Origin of the sequence: Paraburkholderia aromaticivorans (genome assembly GCF_012689525.1) — a bacterium.
Lineage (GTDB): Bacteria > Pseudomonadota > Gammaproteobacteria > Burkholderiales > Burkholderiaceae > Paraburkholderia > Paraburkholderia aromaticivorans_A.
Genome location: NZ_CP051516.1, coordinates 2456439 through 2473213 on the forward strand (window position 1 = coordinate 2456439; position 16775 = coordinate 2473213).

The 16775-nt window shown below is 61.6% G+C and carries 12 protein-coding genes; 9 read left to right on the forward strand and 3 right to left on the reverse strand.

The features are described 5' to 3' along the window. Positions 1–8 precede the first annotated feature (8 nt). The gene (locus tag HF916_RS39155; RefSeq protein ID WP_168794085.1) at positions 9–2840 is read right to left on the reverse strand and encodes a 2-oxoglutarate dehydrogenase E1 component; all 2832 of its coding nucleotides are present in this window, start codon (positions 2838–2840) and stop codon (positions 9–11) included. 608 nt (positions 2841–3448) lie between these two features. Here HF916_RS39155 and HF916_RS39160 point away from each other — a divergent pair. Together HF916_RS39160 and mug are read left to right on the forward strand one after the other, a co-directional pair. Further along, positions 3449–4477 carry a GlxA family transcriptional regulator gene (locus HF916_RS39160; protein ID WP_168794086.1) on the forward strand — a complete coding sequence of 343 codons (1029 nt, stop codon included), beginning with the start codon at positions 3449–3451 and terminating at the stop codon, positions 4475–4477. A 50-nt stretch (positions 4478–4527) separates the two neighbouring features. Beyond that, a complete protein-coding gene (mug, locus tag HF916_RS39165; RefSeq protein WP_168795802.1) occupies positions 4528–5085 on the forward strand; it encodes a G/U mismatch-specific DNA glycosylase in 558 nt (185 codons plus the stop codon). 54 nt (positions 5086–5139) lie between these two features. Here mug and HF916_RS39170 read toward each other — a convergent pair whose 3' ends face one another. Continuing rightward, complete coding sequence (locus HF916_RS39170) at positions 5140–6342, reverse strand: LysR family transcriptional regulator (RefSeq protein ID WP_240975685.1); 1203 nt, start codon at positions 6340–6342, stop codon at positions 5140–5142. Positions 6343–6577: 235 nt separating this feature from the next. Between HF916_RS39170 and HF916_RS39175 the strand changes: the two genes are divergently transcribed. The 4 genes from HF916_RS39175 (at position 6578) to HF916_RS39190 (ending at position 11814) form a co-directional block, all read left to right on the forward strand. After that, positions 6578–7252: an antibiotic biosynthesis monooxygenase family protein gene (locus HF916_RS39175; protein ID WP_168794087.1), complete on the forward strand. Its 675-nt coding sequence runs from the start codon at positions 6578–6580 to the stop codon at positions 7250–7252. A gap of 324 nt (positions 7253–7576) precedes the next feature. Continuing rightward, positions 7577–9190: an MFS transporter gene (locus HF916_RS39180; RefSeq protein ID WP_168794088.1), complete on the forward strand. Its 1614-nt coding sequence runs from the start codon at positions 7577–7579 to the stop codon at positions 9188–9190. A 12-nt stretch (positions 9191–9202) separates the two neighbouring features. After that, positions 9203–10279 carry an HlyD family secretion protein gene (locus HF916_RS39185; protein ID WP_168794089.1) on the forward strand — a complete coding sequence of 359 codons (1077 nt, stop codon included), beginning with the start codon at positions 9203–9205 and terminating at the stop codon, positions 10277–10279. After that, positions 10276–11814 (forward strand): efflux transporter outer membrane subunit, encoded by a 1539-nt coding sequence (locus HF916_RS39190; protein WP_168794090.1) that lies wholly within the window; start codon positions 10276–10278, stop codon positions 11812–11814. Before HF916_RS39185 ends, HF916_RS39190 begins: the two co-directional genes overlap by 4 nt. Positions 11815–11886: 72 nt before the next feature. Here HF916_RS39190 and HF916_RS39195 read toward each other — a convergent pair whose 3' ends face one another. Next, a complete protein-coding gene (locus HF916_RS39195) occupies positions 11887–12471 on the reverse strand; it encodes a TMEM175 family protein (protein ID WP_168794091.1) in 585 nt (194 codons plus the stop codon). Positions 12472–12957: 486 nt separating this feature from the next. Between HF916_RS39195 and HF916_RS39200 the strand changes: the two genes are divergently transcribed. From HF916_RS39200 to hutH, 3 genes are all read left to right on the forward strand, one after another. After that, positions 12958–13854, forward strand: coding sequence for a fructose bisphosphate aldolase (locus tag HF916_RS39200; RefSeq protein ID WP_168794092.1), 897 nt, complete (start codon positions 12958–12960; stop codon positions 13852–13854). 179 nt (positions 13855–14033) lie between these two features. Then, positions 14034–14963 carry a LysR substrate-binding domain-containing protein gene (locus HF916_RS39205; protein WP_168794093.1) on the forward strand — a complete coding sequence of 310 codons (930 nt, stop codon included), beginning with the start codon at positions 14034–14036 and terminating at the stop codon, positions 14961–14963. A 199-nt stretch (positions 14964–15162) separates the two neighbouring features. Continuing rightward, a complete protein-coding gene (hutH, locus tag HF916_RS39210; protein WP_240975686.1) occupies positions 15163–16737 on the forward strand; it encodes a histidine ammonia-lyase in 1575 nt (524 codons plus the stop codon). Positions 16738–16775 lie beyond the last annotated feature (38 nt).

Consider the following 16775-nt stretch of genomic DNA (forward strand, 5'->3'; position numbering starts at 1 on the left):
ATGCGCCGTTAGTCCGCGAACGCACTCGAAATCAGCGCTGCCTGCCTTGCCGCGTGGACCGCGTGATAACCGGGCGCAGTCGACGCGGAAGCCGCCGACCCCGCATACCGCAGTTGCGCCGCCGAAGGCAGGATCTCACGCAACTGCGGTTCGATGAAGCTCCACGCACCCTGGTTGCGCGACTCCTCCTGACACCAGACCACGGTCTTCAGATTCGGATAGCGCGCGAACTCCGCGGCGAGTTGCCGGGACGGAAACGGATACAACTGTTCGACGCGGATGAGCGGCGTATCGGCAACACCCGACGTGCGGCGATGTTCCAGCAGGTCGAAATAGACCTTGCCCGACGACACGATGACGCGCTCCACACCCGACGCCCGCGACGGCTCGACCTGCGTATCCACCAGGATCTCACGGAACGCGCCCGTGGCCAGATCGTCGAGCGTGCTGACCGCTTCCGGATGACGCAACAGCGACTTGGGCGTCATCACGACGAGCGGCCGGCGATCGAAGACAGCCGCTTGCATCCTCAGCAAATGAAACAGTTGCGCGGGCGTGGTCGGTTGGGCTACCCGCATGTTGTCCTGCGCGCAAAGCTGCAGATATCGCTCAAGCCTCGCCGACGCGTGTTCCGGTCCCTGCCCGTCCTGGCCATGTGGCAGGAACAGCGTCAACCCGCTGAGTTGCCCCCACTTGGCGGCGCCCGCTGCGATGAACTGATCGATCACGACCTGCGCACCATTCGCGAAGTCACCGAACTGCGCTTCCCACACGACGAGCGCATTGCGGTTCACCGTCGAGTAGCCATACTCGAAGGCCAGCACGGCCGCCTCCGACAGAATGGAGTTCGTCACGGTAAATCGGCCTTGTGCCTCGCCGATATGCTCCAGCGGGATGTAGACGCCCTCCGACCGGCTCGTGCGTGTCTGATTGTGCAGAACGGCGTGACGGTGATTGAACGTGCCCCTCGCGCTGTCCTGCCCGCTCAGGCGGACATCGATCCCGGCGCCCAGCAACGAGCCGAATGCCAGGTGCTCGCCCATGCCCCAATCGACCGGCTTTTTTCCCGCGGCCATCTCGCGGCGTGCGCCGATCATCTTGCCGACCAGCGGATGCAGCTCATAACCGTCCGGAACGGTCGAGACCTGCTGCGCCAGCGCACGCACCTGCGCGGGCAACGGAGGGCCATACTGGACCGGGCCGGCATAGTCCTCGAGAAACTTCGGCCATGCGGGGATTTCGTCCGGCTGGACGGCTGCCTCGACCGCGTTGCTCTCTCTCGCGTGCTCGAGGCTTTCGCGCCGCGCGTCGAGGTAGTCCTTGACCTGATCCGACGTCACCACGCCTTCCTTGATCAACTGTTGGGCATACACGGTCCTCACGCCCGGATGGCTGGCAATCGCACGGTACATGAGAGGCTGCGTGATGGCGGGCGTGTCCTGTTCCTGATGCCCGTGCTTGCGAAAACAGACGAGATCGATCACCACGCTGCGCTGGAACGCCGTGCGATAGTCGAGCGCGAGCCGCACCGCCATGGCCACCGCTTCCGGATCGTCAGCGTTGACGTGCAGAACCGGCGCCTCGATCATCTTCGCGATGTCCGTGCTGTAGAACGACGAGCGTGTATCGCGCGGATCCGAAGTCGTAAAGCCAATCTGATTGTTGACGACGACGTGCACGGTTCCACCCGTACCGTGTCCGCGGGTGTACGTGAGGCTCAACGTTTCCATCACGACGCCTTGCCCGGACATTGCCGCGTCGCCGTGAATTTCGACGGGCAGCACGTCGCTACCGTCACCCTCGCCCGAGGCGTCTCCTTTGGCGCGTGCCATGCCCTGCACGACCGGGTTGACGATTTCCAGATGCGAAGGATTGAATGCAAGCACGACATCGACGGGCCCGTCGTCTGTCTGCGTGACACTGCTGTAGCCCTTGTGGTACTTGACGTCGCCGGCCGGCAGACGGTCGCCGCTCTTGCCGTCGAACTCGTCGAAGAGCGCGCGCAAAGGCTTGCCGACAATGTTCACCAGCACATTCAAACGCCCACGGTGCGCCATGCCCATCACCACCGTGTTGACCTTCTTCGACGCACCATAGCGGACGAGTTCGTCCAGCAGCACGATCAACGATTCGCCACCTTCCAGCGAGAAGCGCTTTTGCCCGACATAGCGCGTGTGCAGGTACTTCTCCAGTCCTTCAGCAGCCGTCAGACGTTCGAGAAAGCGGTTTTTCTCCGCTACCGAAAACGAAGGTCTCGCGCGTGTCGACTCGAGTTGCATCTGCCACCAACGCCGCTCGCCGGCATCGGTCAGATGCATGAATTCGGCGCCGAGTGTGCCCGTATAAGTCTGTTCGAGTGCCGCGACGATGTCGCCTAGCGTTGCGTCTTCGTCAAAAAGAAACGTGTCCGCCGTGCTGAATCGCGTGGACATGTCGGCTGCCGACAAGCCGTAGAACGCTGGCGTAAGTTCGACCGAAGCCTGTGGCGGCGTCCACAGCAGCGGGTCCAGTTTCGCCTTGCGCGTGCCGACCATGCGGAACGCGGCAATCAGCGACTGCACGGCCACCTGTTTTCTGGCGATCGCAAGGCCGTCGTCGAGCCTGATCTCCGTGGCGCGCGAGCGCTTGCCCAGATCGACGAAGTTGGAAACGACGGGTGCGTGCGGTTCGTCATCGCGGTCGCTGCCGTCGATGGCGGGCGTTTCCCGCAACGCATCGAAATACCCGCGCCACTCATCCGCAACCGATGCCGGGTCAGCCAGGTAGAGTTCGTACTGCTCCTCGACGTAGGGGGCGTTTCCTCCGAACAGGAAAGAGCTTTGAATTTTTTCCATCAACATGATGAATCTGTCCTCCATTCGCGTCAGGTCTGAACTTCGACCGTGACATGTGGTGAGGCGACTGGAGCCTCATCGTGGCGAGTCCGGCGCGCAACCAGGGGCTAGGGACGGACGTGCATTTCGCCGGCGACAGATTCTCTGGTGCGCCCGGGCTTTACGTTCCCAGCCGCATTGATGAGATCAAGCATAGGTAGTCGGCGCAGCGACTGTGTGCATCGTTGGCGCCGTCGCTGGCCAATGAAGGTGAGATTTGGGCCACGTAGCCGTGGCGCCATGCGCGACGGCTGCCAACGGGTCATGAGGCACCCCGCACCAGACGGCGTGCCCCTGACTCCGCCCTTGCGACGGCCAACGAACGTGTCTACGCGCCTCTTTACCAGTATTTCCCGGTTTGCATACCCCTACCTGGTGTAACAAGTGATTTTCGGCGCAGCGCATTTATCCCGTGGCGCTTCCCTCTTATAGTGGATCCAGCGAAGAGACACCTGTGTCGCGAACCGGCGGGCAAGCCGCTCACCGGGCGCGCGCGGACTCGCGAACGGTGGGTCGACCGGCCCGCTTGAGGGACGCGGGCATGAACGCCAGCAACAAGGAACGAGGGTCACGGCATGAAAGTCGCCATTGTTATATTCGATGATGTGCAGGCGCTGGATGTCGCTGGCCCCTTGGACGTATTCGCGGAGGCAAACACATTTTTGCCCGAGCATCAGAAATACGAGGTCTTTCTCGTAGGAAACGAGGCCGGCACCGTGGCCTGCTCGAACGGGATGCAACTCACGGTTCCCCACGGCTATGCGGACTTCGACACGCCATTCGACTTGCTGTTGGTAGCAGGCGGACCGCGGTTGCCCAATGTCCAGCCACGGCCCGAGTTTCTGAAGTGGCTGCAAGACCAGGCGCGCGGCGCAACCCGGTTCGGTTCCGTTTGCAACGGAGCGTTCGTGCTCGCGCACGCCGGGCTGCTCGACGGCAAGGAAGTGACGACACACTGGGCAGATGCGGGCCGCCTCGCTGACGAGTTTCCGCAGGCGTCCGTGCAGCCCGACCGGATCTTCATCCGTGACGGACGCCTCTTTACCTCTGCCGGCGTGACGGCGGGCATCGACCTGTGTCTTTCGCTCGTGGCGGAAGACTGGGGGCACGAACTGGCAGTGCGGGTTGCGAAACGTCTGGTGGTCTACATCCAGCGGGAAGGCGGACAGTCTCAATACAGTCCTTACGTTGGAGTGCGGAAGGACCAGGATCCGATCGTCGGCAAGGTGCTCCGCTACGTGACCGAGCACATAACCGACGCGCTGTCGATCGAACAGCTTGCCAGCGCTGTGTCGGTCAGCCGCCGTACCTTCTCGCGGTTATTCGCGAAGTATGCGAAGGTGACGCCCTCGGCGTTTGTCGAACAGGTTCGCGTCGACACCGCGAGGAAACTGCTCGAGGAGACCGATGCGCCTCTGAAGACCGTGGCGTTCAATTGTGGTTTTCACAGCGCCACGCATATGCGAGCCACTTTCTTCCGGCGGCTCAACGTCACGCCCAGACAGTATCGCCAACGATTCCGTGGTACGGTTGGCAAGCAGCAGTGGGCATCTGGCGACGTGGACGAGCAAGTCGAAACAGCGGAACTGGAAATGGTCGATTAGGTCTCGGGTCTACCCAGGTTTGTTGCCACCCGGCGCCTCGAATGTACTTCATGAACAGGCTTACACCCTCCGTGACTCGCTCCGATTCACCTCAATCTCTTCCTGATCTCCTTGAGCCGGGTTTATCCGTCGTATTTTGCGGCGTCAACCCGGGCGTCTGCGCGGCGTCGACCGGCCGCCATTTTGCCGGCCGAGGCAATCGGTTCTGGCGGGCCATTCATCTGGCGGGTTTTACTCCCGAACAGATCGGCCCCAAAGACGACCACACGCTTCTTCAGCACGGTTGTGGTCTCACCACGGTGGTCTCGCGTCCGACCGCGCGAGCGGACCAGCTATCCCCATGGGAATTCAAAGCGGCCGCGACGGAGTTCGAGCGGAAGATTGAAGGCTATGCGCCACAATGCGTGGCCTTCCTCGGCAAGATGGCGCTCAGCGCAATGTCGGGCAGCCGCGACATCCAGTGGGGGCTGCAACCCACCGCGTTTGGTGGCGCCCGCGCATGGGTGCTGCCCAATCCCAGCGGCTTGAACCGGACATTCAGCCTCGATGCGCTGGTGACTGCTTACCGCGAACTTCGTCTTGCCATCGCGCCGGCTGGGTCGGCTTGAACAACTCGCCGTGTAGACGAGCCCGCATGAACGGACTCGCTCCCTCAGCACACCCTATTTCACCGAACTCAAAATTCCAGAAGTCCCATTCATAGCCATCGCGGTCTCCATGTGCTGTTGAAGATGTACGTTTCTACGCAACGTCTCGGTCACGAACTCCACGAAGGCCCGAATCTTACCGCTTGCGCCACGCCGCTCCACATGCAGCAAGTTGACAGGCGTCGACTCGGGTTCGAATGCCGTCAAGACCGGCAGCAGCGTTCCATTGAGTACCTCGGGGGCCGCCTGGTAGGAAAACAGTTGCGTTATTCCCACGCGGTCGACGGCGGCCATCACGGCCGCGGGAGCCAGGTTGACGATCATTCGCGGCTGAACCCGGACCGATAGCCGCGAGCCGTTTTCATAAAACGACCATTCGAGAGGATTCGTCACGCCCGTGAGGGACACGCAGTGATGATCGGCAAGCTCCCGGGGATGAACGGGTTCCCCGTGCGCCGCGAGATAAGCCGGAGCCGCGTAGGTTCGACGCCGTACAAAACCCAACGGAATGGCATAGATCGACGAATCGCCCAGGTGGCCTATCCGGATGGCGACATCCACGCCCTCCTCGAGAAGTCGCGTGGTGCGATCGACATACACCGCGTTAATGCTGACGTCCGGATAACGCTGGGCATAGGCATCAATTAGCGGAGCGATGAATCGCTGGCCAAACAGCACCGGCGCAGAAATGGTCAGTGTGCCTACCGGATTGTCCTGACACGCCGCGACATCGGCTTCGGCGTCCGTGACGGCATCCAACACCCGACGGCAGGCATCGAGGTATGACATACCCGCCTCGGTCGGCCGGACTGAACGGGTTGTTCGCGCAAGCAGTTGCGCACCCAAACGGGCTTCGAGCGAGGTGAGCGCCCGCGACACCGCGGGGGCCGACATGCCAAGTTTGTCCGACGCGCTGGTAAAACTGCCTCCGTCGACGATGGCTACGAAAACCTCCATCTCGCGTAATCTGTCCATCTTGATTCCAACTTCAATGTGTTTGCTGCTTGCCGATAGACCTGCGCCCTCCTCACGGGGACGCCGCGTCATCAGACGCCAGGAAGATGCCGCGATATTAAGCGCCATGCCCTGCATGGTGACGCTCTCTTTGCGCGGTTGACTCGAAGCAGACCGCAAATGGCCGATTTCGAACGCTTTCAACGAGCACACGAAACGGCCTTTGCGATATTCCATCTCAGTGGGATTGGCTTTGTTGAGCAAACGGAAAATAACCCGTTCCGGATCGGCACGTCGCCTCGGTATCCGTGACGAGCCTGGCAGAATTCGCGCATGGAATGGCCCAATTCGCGGCCTGCTGGGGCTTCAAGAAGCCCTCTCCATCTCCGACAATCAGCTCACCCATCGCGCGACAGTCACATGGGGATGAATCGACTGCGTCGCTGCGATTCCATGTCCTGCCGCATGACCAGGCGTCCTCAACCAGACCAAGGAATCCATGTTTTCTGCAATGCTTGAAGTCAATCCGTTGTCCGATCAATTCGATGCCTATCTCGGCATGGCCAAGATGCTGCGCCCGGAGCTCGATGCGATCGATGGTTTCGTCGACAATACCCGCTACGCAAGTCTGACACGCCAGGGATGGCTGCTCTCGCTATCGAGTTGGCGCGATGAGAAGTCGCTGATACGCTGGCGAGTGACGACGAACCATCACAAGGTACAGCAGGCGGCGCGCGATCGTGTGTTTGCCGACTATCGCCTGCGCATTGGCCAGACCGTCGCGGATACGTGCGTACCTGCCGGGCAGACGTTGATCGAGCAACGCCTCGATGCAACCGAAACGGGACTTGGCAAGGCGGTCACGCTACTCGACGCGCAGTACGCGCCGGACTGGGTCAAGCTGGTGGGTGCGGAGGCGGTTGCGGAGGCGCTCGGACTCGATACGAAGGCACCCGGCCTCGTCGCCTGGGACGCATTCGACGCGCTCATGACACCCGGCGACGTCATCGCGGTGGCGACGTGGGACGACCTCGCGGCCGCTGAAGCCTTCGAGCGCAATACGACGCTGCCGAAGTTCGTGCGCCTGCGGCACATCCGCGTTGTACGGGAGTACGGAATGTTCGATCGCCGCGAGGCGCCTCAATACTTTGCAGAGGTACAGCCCAAGGCGTGAGCCGGCCGTAGCGCGATATCGGCATCCCCGTAACGAGACAACTACTCGCCCCGCCCCAGGCTGATGAAATCTGTTCTGCCTGAAGAACAGAAAAGATTCATTGCCTGGGGTGAGCGCGTTGTCCTTGTCTTCATAGCGACAGTGGCATTGGCCAGATTTGCACACGAAATGGCCTGATACGCGACCTGTGTCGGCTTTTAGAAAGCCGGGCCTCCTTCTAGAATTCATAGACCCAATGCGCGGCAGCAATACTTTGCGAGCGCCGGGCGTGACACGGAGATTTCCCCACGAAATGCCGCATTAAACACGGGTAGCCGGACCTTTATGAACACCGTCAACGCACCGATAACTGGAACAGGAGAAGTGAAGCTCGCGCCATCGTCGACGCCGGTCTCAGCGACTCCAGTACAGCAAACGCCGACCGAAGCGACACTGCCACTGCGCCTCGCTATCGGCCTGCTCGGCATGTTGCTGGCATCGCTGCTGGCGATATTGAACGAACAGGTCACCGCGGTGGCGCTCGCGGATATTCGCGGCGCGTTCTCGATCGGACGTGACGATGGGACCTGGCTGACCGCCCTCTTCGAGGCGACGAACGTGGCCACGATGGTATTCGCGCCGTGGTTCGGCGTGACGTTCACGCTCAAGCGCTTCACGATCGGCGCCGTGCTGGCCGTGATGGTCCTTGGATTCCTCTGCCCCTTTGCGCCGAACCTGCTGACGCTCTATGTATTGCGTGCGCTGCAGGGCGTCGCCGGCGGATGTCTGCCGCCGATGCTGATCATCGTGGCGCTGCGTTACCTGCCCCCGAAGGTCAAGTTATACGGGCTCGCGGGATATGCACTCACCGCGACCTTCGGACCGGCGCTCGGCACGCCTCTCGCCGCGTTATGGACGGAATATGTCGGCTGGCAAATGGCATTCTGGCAAATCTTGCCGCTTGGCCTCGTGAGTTGCGTGGCAATCTACAAAGGACTGCCGGCGGATCCCACGAAACTCGAACGGCTCCGTTCCTTCAACTGGACCGGATTCATACTCGGATATCCCGCCATCGCCATGCTCGTGATCGGCCTGCTGCAGGGTGATCGCCTCGACTGGCTGAACTCCACGTTGATCTCCACGATGTTTTGCGGCGGCGCGCTGTTGTTCGTGGCGTTCCTTGTCAACGAATGGTTTCATCCAGTGCCGTTCTTCAAACTTCAACTGCTTGCCCGCAGGAACTTCACGCACGGACTGCTGACCCTGGTGGGCGCAGTTACGCTGCTGGTGGGCGTTGCCGCCATACCCAGCCAGTATCTCGCACAGATTCACGGTTACAGGCCACTGCAAACCACGCCGCTGTTTTTGCTGGTGGCCATTCCCCTGTTGATTACGCTCCCTGCAACCGCCGCCGTCCTGAACCTCCGGCAGGTCGACCACCGCTGGATCATGGCCATTGGACTTTCCCTGATGGCCACCACGTGCTTTCTGGGGAGTTTCGTGACCTCCGATTGGGTTCGCGAGAACTTCTACTGGCTTCAGTCGTTACAGATCCTGGCGCAACCGATGGTGATCATGGGAATCCTGATGGGCGTCACGACTGGCTTGCCGCCGACGGAAGGCCCGTTTGCCTCGGCCATGTTCAACACGCTCAAGACGTTTACCGGCGCCGCGGCAACCGGTCTGATCGATGGGCTCGGCACTGCGCGCGAGCATTTTCATTCGAGCATGCTGGTGGACCATCTGGGCAACAACGCGCTGGTCACCGGCCAGAGCATCGATGCCGGTCACGGTCTCGGTGAACTCGCACACCGGATCCACGAGCAGGCCGTCGTGCTCACATCGGCGGATCTCTATCGCGTGATGGCAGGTATCGCCGTCGCCTTTCTTTTCGTTATTCCGGTGTTGCCCGTGCGTATTTATCCGCCCTGGAGCACGACGCAGCCCTCTTCCCGCTAAGCGACGCTATCTATGTCATCCGCTACCCGATTTCCTCCCAGAACGATTCGTCTTGCCGCGTATGCGGTCATACTCGGCGTCGCTGTCCTGGCCTGCATACGGCTGTTTTCCAGTTCATCCAGCGAGATCACGAACGATGCCTATGTGACGGCCGATTTCACGCTGGTCGCGCCGCGTGTCGCGGGTCAGGTTTCCGAGGTGCTCGTCGAAGACAACCAGCAGGTTAAGGCCGGGCAATTACTGGTACGCATCGACGACCGCGACTTCCGCGCCGCCCTGATGAGTGCGCAGGCGGACGTGGCGGCAGCCAGGGCATCGGTCGCGAACTACGAGGCCGAGATCGCGCGGCAGCCCGCGCTCGTCGATCAGGCGCGCGCCACGCTGCGCGCAGACGACGCGACGCTCGGGTTTGCGCGCGCGAATGCCTCGCGCTACCGCAATCTCTCGGAGACCGGTGCGGGAACGACACAGGAGCAACAGCACGCCGCAAGCACGCTGGCCGAGGAACTCGCGCAGCAGGCGCGCAACCGCGCCGCATTCGTGGCGACCGAGCAGAATCTCGACGTTCTGAAGACGCAGCGCGACAAGGCGGCCGGCGCGTTGGCCCACGCCGAGGCCATGCTCGAACAGGCGAAACTCAACCTGTCGTATACGGAGATCCACGCGCCTGTCGACGGCAAGGTTGGACGGCGTTCGGCACGCGTCGGCGCATTCGTCACAACCGGCGCGCCGCTGCTCGCGATCGTCCCGCTGTCGGACGCCTATATCGTCGCCAACTTCCAGGAAAACCAGCTTGCCAGAATGCGGCCCGACGACACGGTCCGTATCAAGGTCGACAGTTTTCCGGGCGTGGTGATCCGCGGCCATGTCGATAGTCTTGCCCCTGCTACGGGTGTGAGCTTCGCGCCTATCGCGCCCGACAACGCAACGGGCAACTTCACCAAGATCGTCCAGCGCGTGCCGGTCAGAATCACCATCGACCATGGACAACAGGCCGCGTCCGCATTGAGCGTTGGGTTGTCGGTCGAAACGGAGGTCGCCGTCGGCAAGCGTGCCGATATGCGGATCGCGGGAGCGGACGCAAAATGAACGCGAGCGACTTCTCCCTCCGCACGCCGGCGCTCGCGTTGCTGCTGTGCTCCATGCTCACGGGCTGTCTGGTTGGCCCGAACTTCGAACCTCCGCAGACGGCCACGCCCGACGTGTTCAACCGCACCCAAGCCGCGCGGGCTTCGAGCAAAGCAGTCGAATCCGAATTCACGCCGGAATGGTGGACGCTGTTCAACGATCCGATACTGAACTCGCTGGAACAACAACTGACCGATGCGAATCTCGATGTGGCGGCCGCATCGGCGCGTCTGCGGCAAAGCCGGGCGGAACAGCGCATTGCCGGTGCCGAAGAATATCCGACGCTGAACGGCGCCGCCTCCTATAACCGCGAGCGTGGGAGTCCGAACGGCATCCTGTCGCTGCTTGGCGTCACCCCGACGGGGAGTCAGACGCAGTCGGCATCGGGCAGCGCGCCGCTTGGCGTCGCGCCATTGCCGGGCGCCAAGGGCTCGCCCGCTTACGATCTTTACCAGTTCGGTTTCGATGCCTCATGGGAACTCGACTTCTGGGGTCGCGTCCGACGCGGTGTCGAGGCCGCGTCGGCGCTCTCCGATGCCTCGTACGAGGACCGCAACGCAATCCTGCTGTCCACCCGCGCCGAACTCGCGCGCGACTACATTCAACTGCGCGACACGCAGGCCCTGCTCCAGATCGCGAAACAGAACCTCGAAATCGCGCACGATGCCACGAAGCTCACGGAAAACCGGGTGCATGAAGGCGTCACGACGGACCTGGACGTAGCCAACGCGATGGCCCAGGCGGAGTCGATCGAAAGCCTGATCCCGACGCTCGAATCGCGCAGCACGACCACGATCAATGCGATAGGCGTGCTCCTGGCGAAAGAACCGGGCGCATTGCAGCAGATGCTCGCCGAGCCGCACGATGTGCCGGCACTGCCCGATCAGGTGCCGATTGGCGTTCCGTCGGAACTGGTACAGCGCCGACCCGACATCAGAAAAGCGGAGGCCCAACTGCATGCGGCCACCGCGACGATCGGTATGGCGAAGGCCGACTTCTATCCGCGCATATCGCTGAATGGCAGCGCGGGGTTCCAGAGCCTGCAACTGTCGAATCTCGCCGACTGGGCGTCCGGTCAGTTTGTCGTGGGACCGTCGATCACAATGCCGATATTCGAAGGCGGACGTCTCAAGGGCACGCTTCATTTGCGCGAGGCGCAGCAGCAGGAGGCGGCGATTGTCTACAAGCACACCGTGCTCCAGGCATGGCGCGAGGTGGACGATGCGCTCGTCGTCTATGACGCCGAACAGCGGCGGCGCGATCGCCTGAAAACGGTCGTGAGTCTGAACCAGCGCGCGCTGTCGATTGCGCAGCAACGGTACAAGGCAGGTGCGGTGGATTTCCTCGATGTGCTTAACGTGCAGAAACAGTTGCTCGATGCGCAGAGTAATCTTGAACAGAGCAAGGCCGACGCCGACGCGAACCTCATCACGCTGTGCAAGGTACTCGGTGGCGGGTGGGAATCGACATACGCCAGGCAGGACAGTCCTCACTGATTGGTGAGCGCGAATCTGTTCGCTCCTTTCGCGGGGAACAGCTTTCTCACAAGCGTTGTCCCCGGAGATCGATCACACCCTGATCCCGGAGAGGTCCGGCCGCAAGTGGAGCATCAGCGCAAGGCATATCAGAGCGAAGCCGACGCGCGGCGCCGCGATCGCCACCAGCATGGCGGCCGTGAAAGCCGCAAGGACGATGAGCGACCGGTATCTCGCGGTACGCCGCATACGCGCGGACACCGTGGCGGCATCCGCATGAGTCAATACCTGGTGTTCGAAAACGTTGTAGGCCGCGTCGATGCATATGAACAGGCCTGCGTAAAAGATCACCGACGAGGACGCGAGTTGCGTCGTTGCTACCCACGCGGTCGCGAATGGCAACAGCGAGATCAGGAAGAGATGAATGAAGTTGATCCATATCATTCCCAGCGTCGGCGGACCGACGAAGCGCATCAGGTGATGGTGATTGATCCAGATGATCGCGATGAAGAGATAGCTCACCGCATAGCTGAGGGCGATCGGCCATAGCGGCAACAGGGCCGAGAACGAATGCTCCTCGGGTGCCTTGAGTTCCAGCACCATGATGGTCACGATCACTGCGAAGACGCCGTCTGAAAAAGCAGCTAGACGTTCAGCGGTGGCTTTTGCTTCACGCATGGCAGGCTCCCTGGGATGAGCAAGAAGTCATTCGGTTGGTCATGTTGACGCGGTGGGACGCGCCCATACACAGGATAACCGGTCAACTGCTTCGATCATGCTGGCAGTCCACGCGAGACAGACACATCGGGAAGTTTGCAGGCCGGTCTGAGAGGTCGGTTTTGCGGCGGGAGATAAGGAAACGGCGTACCGCGACTATCCAGCAGCACCCATCGTGCTCAGACAGTCCGGCGTTTGGCCTGTCGTACGAAGGCTGGCCGTCGCCGTGATCGTGGTCGTCATGCTACTGTGCGCATCTGCGGCGTTGATCGCCTGAACGCCGTGCCGAAAGAAAGCCGGGGGCAAGGCGACTCGCCGCGCCGGCCACCGTTTTTTCGTCAAATCTCACATTTGCATTAACATCGTGACACTGAACGTATGCAACTCGACGCGTCGCGACCGGACGTGCTGGTTCGATATTCCACTGTGAAAGAGAGGGAGACGATCGTGGCTGATGAGAAGATGCTGACGCAAGTTTGTGAAAAACAGGGATTTTTTGCCGCCCTGGACCAGAGCGGCGGATCGACCCCTGGCGCACTGCGGCTCTACGGCATTCCGGAGAGCGCCTACAACGGTGACGCCGAGATGTTCAAACTGATACACGAGATGCGCGTGCGCATCATCACGGCGCCCGCCTTTACGGGGGACAAGATCATCGGCGCCATCCTGTTCGAGGCGACCATGGACGGACAGGCACAGGGGAAACCCGTTCCGGCCTTCCTGTGGGAAGAGCGCGGCGTCGTGCCGTTCCTGAAGGTCGACAAGGGCCTGGAAGCCGAAGCCGACGGTGTCCAGTTGATGAAGCCGATTCCCGGGTTGGACGATCTGCTCGCCCGGGCCGCGAAGCTCGGCATCTGCGGCACCAAGATGCGGTCGGTGATCAATCTGAATTCGCAAAACGGGATCGCAGCGATCGTCAAGCAACAGTTCGAACTGGCGGCCCAGATCGACGCGCACGGCCTCCTGCCGATCCTGGAACCCGAGATTTCGATCAAGAGTCCGGACAAGCCCGGCGCGGAAGCCACCCTCCTCGCGGAACTGATCAAGGGTCTCGATGCGTTGCCGGATAGCCGTCGCGTGATGCTCAAGCTGACCATACCCGACGTGGCGGACTTCTATCGTCCACTGATGGAGCACCCGCGTGTCGCACGGGTGGTGGCGCTGTCCGGAGGCTACGCGCGAGCCGACGCGTGCACACGGCTCGCTTCGAATCACGGCATGATCGCCAGCTTCTCAAGAGCTTTGATCAACGAGCTCAAGGAATCGATGAGCGACAGCGAGTTCAACGCGACGCTCGAGAAGGCCGTCGACGAGATCTATCAGGCCTCCGTCATCAAGGTTTGAAGCGACTTTCGGGAGGTGGCGCCTGGCGAATCATGGCCCGGGTTCGCCGAACGTGAACAGGCTGCTTTGTCCGGTCTCACGACCGGACAAAGCTCGCGGCCTGATGCTCCACGAATTCTTCCTCGCACATTCGCGTAAAACGCGACATGGCCTGAGCCGCCAGTTCCGGAACCCTGAAGATGAACCGTTTGCCGCCGCTGCGCGCCCTCCAGGCATTCGATGCCGTGGTTCGCAACAAGAATGTAGTCGCCGCCGCCGAATCGCTGCACGTGACGCCCGGCGCAGTCAGTCAACAAATCCGCCAGCTCGAGGAGTTCCTCGGCGTCGCGCTGTTCGACCGCGAAAGCACCGGCCTGCGCCCCACCGCGCTCGGTCAGCTCTACCACGAGCAAGTGGCCCGCGGCTTCGAATGCTTTCATGCCGCGCACACCACCCTGCGAGCGGCACAGCATGGTCCCCACTTGACACTCAGCACGTTCCCTTCGGTCGCCACGCATTGGTTTGCATCCCGGCTAGATAAGTGGCACACGCTGTCACCCGGCGTGCGCGTCCACGTCGAGGCCACGGATCGCGAGCCAAAGCGTGGGGAAAGCAATTGGGATATCCGTATGACGTATGGATCGCCGCCCGCGGACGGAGCCCACTGCCGCCTCCTGTTCACCGACCGGGTGACGCCCGTCTGCTCGCCGTCACTGCTGCGGGCGGACCGCCCGATCGAGCAGCCCGCGGACTTGCTGCACTACCCGCTTGTCCATGTCGAGTGGGGCTGGGACGACAGGTCGCCGCCGACCTGGGGCGACTGGTTGCGCGCAGCCGGCGTTCCCGTGCCGGACACACTGGCTCCGTTGACCTATTCGCTTTCCGGAATGGCCGTCGATGCGACTCTACGCGGCAGAGGCGTGTCGCTCGGCCAGGGACTTTTCACTGCCGATAGCCTGACGCAGGGACTGCTGATCGCACCGTTCAGGATCTCGCTGCCCATGCCGTACCCGTACTACCTGGTGTGGCAAACCGGCGCGCTCAATACGCCGGACGCGCGGCAATTCCTTGACTGGCTGACCGAGGAAGCCGCACAGACGCAACGCGAAATCAACGCGATATTCGGTTGACCCTTTCCTCTTTGCCGGCCCCGACAGCGCCACTCGCGTTTTAGAAAAACTATAGGGGCTCCGCAGATTAAATGGTTTGTCGGCGTCTATGCGCCACCCTATGCTCGAAAGCGAATCCATGCGCATCAGCCATGGCTGTTTGCCAGTGCATGCCTGGCCGCATGGTTTCAGCTAACCAGCCAAATCATAGGGATCACGCATGAACATGAACACAGCGCACGATAGCCTGCGGGCTCGTCCAAAGGACATTAGCGAAGTGCTGCTCGGCGATGGCCAAATATCGATCGAGGAATTTATCGCGGTAGCAAAACATGGCGCGAAGGTTCGCTTCTCGCAAAAATATGGCGAGCGCGTATCGCGCTCCCGCCTGCTGGTCGAACGGTTTCTCGAAGAAAATCGTCTCGTCTACGGCGTCACGACCGGATTCGGCGACAACTCCACCCGTGTGATCCGGCCAGAAGAGGCCGAGGACCTGCAACGCAATATCGTGCGGTCGCACGCGGTCTCGGTGGGCGCGCCGCTGCCGCGCGAGGTAGTCCGCGCAACCCAACTCATGATCCTGATCAGCCTTGGAAAAGGCTATTCCGGTGTCACGCCCGATCTGCTGCAACAGATTGCGGAATTGCTCAATAACGGCATCACGCCGGTTGCGCCAGGTGACGGCTCGGTCGGCTACCTCGGACCCGAAGCGCACATGGCCCTCGTTCTGATCGGCGAGGGCGAGGCGACTTATCGCGACGAACGGATGAGTGGTCTGGAAGCGCTGGATAAAGCCGGCCTGAAACCTCATACCCTGCGTTGCAAGGAGGGGCTGGCATTGGTCAACGGCACGACCTCGGTGACCGCAATCGGCATGCTCGCGCTGCACAACGCGCTAGAAGCGTCCAAGGTCGCCGACATTGCGGCTGCCATGTCTCTGCAGCCGCTCAAGGGCACCACGCGCTCGCTCGACGCTCGCTACCACTCGGTCAAGAAACATCGGGACCAGTCCAACGCGGCAGACAATCTGCGAAGAATTCTCGCTGGCAGCGCATTGACCGAACGCTTCGTCGATTACCGGTTGCAGGATACCTACAGTCTGCGAGCCATGGCGCAAGTCCATGGCGCCTCGAAGCGAGCCATCAACGACGCGCGCGAGGCCATTCTCGACGAGGTCGGTTCCTGCGGCGACAACCCCGTCATCTATCCACACGAGGGCGACGGCCTCGCGATTTCAGGCGCGAACTTCGATGGCACGTTCGTTGGCATCGCGAGCGACCTCCTCTGTATTGCGATGACCAATCTGGCCAAAATCTCCGAACGCCGGACCGATCGGCTGGTAAATCCGCACTTCAGCGAACTGCCGGCGTTTCTCGCGCCTCGCCCTGGTCTGCATAGCGGCTACATGATCGTTCAGTACACCGCCGCGGGCCTGCTCGGAGAAATGCGCATTCTGTCTCATCCGGCGACCGTGGATAGCGTCTCGACGAGTGGCAATCAGGAAGACCCCGTGAGTTTTGCGTATCTTGCCGCCCGCAAGGCTTATGAGACGTCGCAGAAACTCCAGCATGTTCTCGCTATCGAACTGATGGTGGCGACCCAGGCTCTGGACTTCTTCGACCCCGCAGACGCCTCGCCTGCGACGGCAGCGGTCTACGCCCGGATCAGGCAGAAGGTGCCCAAGGTGGAGGACGATCGCTTCTTCCATCCGGACATGGTGCACATTCACGAACTGGTCACGCAGGGCGACCTGTTGAGCGTCGTCGAAAACATCACCGGCGCACTGCACGAATAACCACCCGGCTAATAACAAATGAGCCGTCGATTCCAGGG